Annotated in this window: 5 protein-coding genes; 4 read left to right on the top strand and 1 reads right to left on the bottom strand. The window is 42.3% G+C overall.

The window, feature by feature from the left end; all coding sequences use genetic code 11:
- Window positions 1–233: 233 nt before the first annotated feature.
- Window positions 234–977: an SDR family NAD(P)-dependent oxidoreductase gene (locus tag G5B11_RS15245; protein WP_158422584.1), complete on the bottom strand. Its 744-nt coding sequence runs from the start codon at window positions 975–977 to the stop codon at window positions 234–236.
- A gap of 217 nt (window positions 978–1,194) precedes the next feature.
- On the opposite strand from G5B11_RS15245, the gene G5B11_RS15240 reads away from it, so the two are divergent.
- The 4 genes from G5B11_RS15240 (at window position 1,195) to G5B11_RS15225 (ending at window position 6,786) form a co-directional block, all read left to right on the top strand.
- A complete protein-coding gene (locus G5B11_RS15240; RefSeq protein WP_158422585.1) occupies window positions 1,195–2,235 on the top strand; it encodes a MerR family transcriptional regulator in 1,041 nt (346 codons plus the stop codon).
- 118 nt (window positions 2,236–2,353) lie between these two features.
- A complete protein-coding gene (locus tag G5B11_RS15235) occupies window positions 2,354–2,734 on the top strand; it encodes a 4Fe-4S binding protein (RefSeq protein WP_158422586.1) in 381 nt (126 codons plus the stop codon).
- Window positions 2,735–2,889: 155 nt separating this feature from the next.
- Window positions 2,890–5,442, top strand: coding sequence for a helix-turn-helix transcriptional regulator (locus G5B11_RS15230; protein ID WP_244093040.1), 2,553 nt, complete (start codon window positions 2,890–2,892; stop codon window positions 5,440–5,442).
- Between the two features lie 87 nt (window positions 5,443–5,529).
- Window positions 5,530–6,786: a hypothetical protein gene (locus G5B11_RS15225; RefSeq protein WP_173728946.1), complete on the top strand. Its 1,257-nt coding sequence runs from the start codon at window positions 5,530–5,532 to the stop codon at window positions 6,784–6,786.
- Window positions 6,787–6,895: the final 109 nt, after the last annotated feature.

The raw sequence follows: 6,895 nt of genomic DNA, 5'->3' as shown, positions 1-6,895 counted from the left end.
GTATCCGCCGATATTCAGTCTGACGCCTAAAGCGTCTGGAAGCACGTGACTTTAGACATGTGAGGTTCGCTACTATCAATTCATTGTATATAAAAGAGCAGATGCAATTGTATCAGGACAGCACAGAAGCCACTATGGCGAGGTTGCAGGACTTTTAACAATTGTAGGAGAAATAAAAGAAAATATAGGAATTTGACATCCTCGGGAGCACTCTGCGTTACGCAGAGTCTTCCTCAGGAGCGCATTGCACCGTCAACTGACAGGATTTCTCCTGTGACGTAGCTGGCCATATCACTTGCCAGGAACAGAAATGCATTAGCGACATCTTCAGCTTCACCCATTCTGCGCAAAGGAATCCGGTTGATCAGCGGCTGGATCATTTCTTTTGGGAGTGCGGCTACCATATCGGTTCTGGTGATTCCAGGAGCTACAGCATTCACACGGATATGGAAAGGCCCCAATTCCCTGGCAAGAGACCAGGTAAGACCATTCACTGCATATTTGCTGGTTGGGTAGGCAACCCCGCTGGGCTGTCCACAGATACTTACCATGGAGCTGGTATTCAAAATACAGCCGCCGCCCTGCTGTTTCATGATCTCTACCACCGGAAGGATCCCGTTCATTACAGCATTTACATTCAGATTCATGATTTTGGAAAAATGCTCAGCAGTATATTTATCAATAGATACACTGTCAGAAATGCCAGCATTGTTTACCAGAATGTCAATTCTGCCATATTTATCTTTGATTTTGGATATTTCAGCTGTCATGGCATCTGCATCCGTCAGGGTTGGCCATGCACCGGAAACTTCCCAGTTCTCATTTTTCTCTTTTAAGGAAGCAATCGCTTTTGTTACTGTTTCCTGCCGGGAGCCGAATAATACAACAGTTGCTCCATTTTGTAAAAATTTTTCTACCACAGCGTAGCCAATTCCACGAGTTCCACCTGTGACAATTGCGACTTTATTTTTTAACATAATTTATCACCTCATCTAAGATTTTTCTTGATTTTATTATAGTGGGTGCAGTTGGTGGACAGTCAATGTTAAATTATTCACAAAAAGTTTCATCTCAATTCCCTTTGACGAAATTGATTTCTGGTGAATTTTACAAATTTTATAGATTTCCTTTGGTGTACAAGGTATAATAAATAAAAAAAGCGTACACCAGGTGAACACTTTTGAGGAGATCAGGATGAGAATACAGGAAGTGATTCAAAAAACAGGTTTATCACGGCGGACCATTTATTATTATATTGATCAGAATATGATCACTCCCCGTGTCAATCCCACAAACGGATATCATGATTTTTCAGAAAAAGATATACAGAAGCTTTTTCTCATCCGTAAATTGAGAGAAGCAGATCTTCCGCTGGCAGATATCCGCTCTATATTGAAGCAGCCTCGCACAACGCCGTTTTACTTGCATAAGCAGTTGAATGTTTTACAGAAGCAGCTGATGTCTATCCAGAAGGCGATCAGTGAGATGGATCGTCTGACCAGTCAGCTGCCTGTTTGTCAGTCTCTGGATCAATTGACAGATATGCTTGAGGAAACCCATTTTCACCCAGATGATTCTGCCAGGTATCAGATGAAAACCAGAGATGCACAGCTGCTGGCCCAGTATCTTTGGATGACTTATCTTGACACACCTGTGACAGAATATCAGCAGTTTCTTTGGCAGAAGATCACTAATCATACTCTGGAACATGCGGAAACGGATCTGAAAACCATGTCACGGTATCTGCAATCTCTTTCGCCTGAGCAAATTGATGCAACCAACATTAATCAATATTTCCGTAACCAGAAAATCATTTCCCTGACAGAAGCAGAGTATCCGGATTTTGTAGAAGAATTGAAGCACTCCCTTCTTGCATTTGCGTCAGATCCATTGCAGCAGGAAAAATGGAATCTTCTGTACCAGCCGGTTATTCATCCGGTAGCACTTTTCTGTGTTTCATCCAGTGGATGGATGCGGGAATTTCATCCTGCATACCGACGCTATTACGAAAATACCCACACCTGCTGTCGGATGCTGAAACATTTTATGGACAGTCCCCAGGGAAATGATCTGAAAAAAACCCTGGATAAGGCGCTTCATGGAAACTGCGATGTACGTACCGGGTATTATGGTGAACTGGAAGTAGCAGCAACCTTTCACAAAAGTATTTATGCGCTGCTGACGCCGGAAGAGATCCGAGCATTTCTGTCAGAGGAAGGAATACAAGGAAGTTGAATAACTGGAATCTGTGGTGGATTTCATTGTACGGTCACTGTTATCAGCAGATATGTTTTTATTGAGAAATTTTTACATTAATGTTAAAATAATAGAAAAAAACACGGAGGATTACATCATGAAGAAACTGAAAGTTAAAAAGGGCAGTACCTGTATGGCATGTCTGGAATGTGTACGTGCCTGTTCAGAGGCATTTTATAAGGAATTTGATCCAGACAAAGCATGTCTTCAGATTACAGAAAAAAAGACTGTTCGTCCAGTAGCATGTCCACAATGTGGAAAATGTGCAGAGGCATGTCCAGAAGGAGCGATCACACAGAACGCAAAAGGCGTATATATGATCAACAAGAAGAAATGTACTGGCTGCGGCAAATGTGCAGAAGCATGTCCGTTTGGCCTGATTGTAAAGACAGAAGGCAATCCGGCATCCAAGTGTATTGCCTGCGGTATCTGTGCAAAAGCATGTCCAATGGATGTACTTGAGGTTGTAGAAGAATAATTAAAAACTAAAAAAATCAACGAGGCGCTTCCTCTGGAAATAACCAGGGCAGGCGCCTTGTTTTATAAATATTCCGGTATGACCAGAGAAGGCTTGCTTAAAGAGAGGAAAGACCTGTATAATAGAAAAAAAGAAATACAAAAGGACTAAAAAGGTTGAAGAAAGATTTTAGGAATATATACATATCAGATTATTTAAAGAACAGTCTGGTCCTTATCTCACAATGTGTGATGACTACTGTAACAGCGCCTATGGGATATGGGAAGACAACAGCCGTAAGCTGGTATCTGGCAAGAATGGAAAAAAAGAAAAACACAGATGTAATTAGGATCAGCACCTATTCTGACAGCCTGCCTGTTTTCTGGAAGAGTGTGCAAAGCGCTTTTTCCTATGCCGGCTATGATATGCTGGATGACTGCGAATGCCCTACAGATGAAGCGTCAGCAGCATTTTTATCAGAGCTGCTCTGTCGTACCTTAAAAGGAGAAACGGACAGTTATATTTTTATTGATGATTTTCATTTGCTGGCAAACAGGAAGGCTGCGGATTATCTTGGAGAACTTGGTAGCAGGCTTCCGGAAAATGTACATTTGATCATATCCAGCCGTGAGCAGATTTTTTCTGACAGAATAGTTATCCGGCTTGGACGAAATCTAAATCAGATCAGCTTGCGCCATTTGCGTCTGAACGAGAAGGAACTAATGGTTTATGCACAAAAATGCGGGATGGAACTAAGTGAACAGCAGCTGGATAAGCTGTTTAGATCCAGCGAGGGATGGTTTTCAGCTGTTTATCTGAATTTTTGCTATTTAGAGGAATACGGTACTTTTCCAGATAAAAAGGCAGATATTTATAAAATGCTTGTATCTACCATGATCCGGCCTTTAACTGAGGAGCAGCAGAATTTTCTGGCAGTGATGGGACTGGCAGATGAATTTACCGCAGAGATGGCAAGGACAGTTACAGACATGGAGAATGCAGAAGATATTCTTTCCTCTATGACAGAAAAAAATGCCTTTGTCAGCTATTTTGCAGACCGTGGTATTTTCCGCTTTCATCATATGATGAAGGAGTGCGCAGAGCAGCTGTTTTCATCATTTGAGAAGGAAAAGCAGACTCTGTACCTGAATCGCTATGGAGCCTGGTATGAAGATAAAGGGCTGTACATCCATGCCCTGTCTTCCTATAAGGAGAGCGGTAATTTTCATGCAATGCTTCAAGTGATACAAAAGGATGCAGGGATTTTGTTGGCATCATTGAAGCCAGAGAATGTGGAAGAACTGCTTGTAGAATGCCCTGAGGAGATTTTAAAAGAACACCCCTTTGCTGTTCTGGTTCTGATGCGAAGTATGTTTAACTGGAAAAAGATTCCTCAAATGATGAAATTAAAGGAAATACTGCTTCAGTCGGTGGAAGAGCATACAGAAATGACCAGAGAAGAACGTGGAAATCTGTTAGGGGAATGCGATCTTATCTTAAGCTTTCTGATGTACAATGATATTTCCAAAATGAGCCAGCTGCATCGCAGCGCAAGCGCCCAGATGTCACGTCCTGCCATTAGTATTCAAAGTAATGGTGGATGGACGTTTGGTTCTCCGTCTGTCCTTATGATGTTTCACAGGGACGCAGGCAGCCTGGATCAGGAGTTGAAGGAAATGAATGAGTGCATGCCTCATTACTACAAGATTACCAATGGACATGGGCAGGGTGCGGAAATGCTGATGGCTGCAGAAGCAAAATATATGCAGGGACATATGGTGGATGCACAGATAGAACTGGAGCAGGTTTATTCGCATATCGAAGGAAACAATCAGGAAAATATAAGACTGTGCTGCGATTTTCTTGCATTAAGGCTGGCTCTTTTGGCAGGCTTTTCAGTCAGGCAGACCATAGAGCAAAGACGGGAAGAGATTCTTAAAAGGCATAATACAGCATGGCTGAATCTTTTTGACAGTGCATGTGGATATTATTATGCGTTAGCAGGTGTTAATGATCGGATTCCCTCTCTTTTTCGTGAGCATATGCTTTATCAGGTGAACTTTCTGGCACCAGGCAGGCCTATGATGGAGATGATTGAGAATCAGGTTTATCTGGCCAAGGGAGAATATATTAAGGTGATCGGGAAAAGTGATAGCCTTTTGGAAATGTGCCGGAATTTTCATTATGGACTTGTAGCGTTATATATTGAGATTCAGACAGCAGCAGCCTATGAGCAGCTTGGAAAGCGTGAAAAAGCCGGAAGGTGTATTTCACAGGCCTTTAAGGAAGCGATTCCGGATCAGCTTCTGATGCCTTTTGCAGAGAATTATCCCTATATATCGGAGTTGCTGAGAGAAAGACTGCTGCTTGCAGAGAAGCGGCAGGAAAGCGGATCATATAAAGAAACGATGACATTTGCAGAAGCAGCCCCGGCAAAGGAAATGCAGTTTATCAAGCGGATTATAGGGCTTGGAGAAGGCTTTGAACGGCAAAGGGAAATGCTTTGTAAAGAGGCAGCCTATCCTGCACAATTTGGTATTCTCACACAGCAGGAGCTGAGGATCGTAGAGCTGATGTCAGAACGGTTAACTAATAAGGAGATTGCGGTTCAGATGTTTTTATCTGAGGGAACCATCAAGCAATATATTAATCAGATTTATTCCAAACTTCATATTGAAGGGGATACCCGGATTAAAAGGAAAAAGCTTTTGGATCAGCTAAACATGTAATTAACCAATAGTTAATTGCTTTTCAGTAAGACTCACCGTATGCTTAATATATGATGAGTTTTTTCTGTATACGGGGAGGAGAAAATTATGCTCAAAAGAAAGAAAATATTCGCAATATGTGCGGCAACATTTATTCTGGCGCCTGTAGCTGTCTATGCATCGGACGCGCCTACAGATGAAGGACAGTATATCTGGCAGGATGAGAACGGAGATTTCTGGTATCGCAATGGTACAGAAGACGAATATATCGGGGAAGGGAATTACGGACAGGATCCTGACAGCGGAGAATGGATGGAAGCCAATAATGCAGGATGGACAGAAGAGGAAGGCTATTTTGAGCCCCATTATCACTATGACGGAAAGGGTGGTGTGTGGTTTGAACAGGGGGATGATGATTACTATATCGGATCCACAGACCAGTATTATATTGATGATAATGGACAGCTTTGTGAAATCTCAGGGAAGGCCTCAGGAGATCATGGGGCAGACACAGCTTCGGAGACGTCAGCCGGTGATTCAGAGGATCAGGAAGCAGAAAAAACAGGAGAGCTTTACATGCTGGCAGATTTCAAACTGCAAGATACGATCATGGAATCTATGCCAGATGGTAAATTAGGTTATTCAGAGATTCGTTCTGTTAATGAAAATAAAAGCATGGCGGTTCTTTTAAAAGTAAAAAATGAACCTGAAAATACCTTTTCCACACCAGAGGATTTCATGGCAGAATATTACCCGGGCAATGGATCTATTGCTTATGAAGAAGCCATGACGATAGCATCCTATCCTGCAATGCGCTATCAATACAAGGGCTCCATCAATGATGAGGACCGGGAAATTGATGCTCTGGTATGCTTGACAGATGACTATTCCTTTGGCTTATTTATTCTGACAGAGCCTAAGGATTATGACGATAATATTAAAAAGGCAAATGTGGAACTGATCAAAACAGCAGATCTGATATATGCAGAACGGATAGATATGGCCAGTACAGAACTTTTTCAGGTACTTACCCCGGAAAGATGGAAATATCTTTGCCATTATGAGACAGAAGAAACAGAAAATGACGGTTATAAGCTTATATACTATTGTGAGGCGGTACCGGTCCTCACACTGGAGGTGCGTGCTTATGACGGCACAGATCAGCCTCTTGACAGTGTATGGCAGGGCTATCTTGGACGGATCCAAGCCCTGGATGGGAAGCAGTACGATCTGACCGCAACCATCAGCCAGTATTCGGAAGATGCTTCAGATGACTGGAAGGAAATGTATAATACTTATGAAGAAGTAATTAATGGAATCCGGGCCATTGACGGGTGCGTCCTCAGGGAAGGAAGCCACCTATAAACAATAGAATATTTAGCAGTATGTGGTCAGCCTGTGAAAGCAGGCTGACTTTTTATATCAGCTGGAAAAAAACAGTTGAAGAAACTAACTTTTTGTGTATATGATGATA

Origin of the sequence: Blautia glucerasea, from assembly GCF_013304385.1 — a bacterium.
In the GTDB taxonomy this organism is placed as follows: Bacteria; Bacillota; Clostridia; order Lachnospirales; family Lachnospiraceae; genus Blautia_A; species Blautia_A ammoniilytica.
This window is presented reverse-complemented; position numbering and strand designations above follow the sequence as displayed.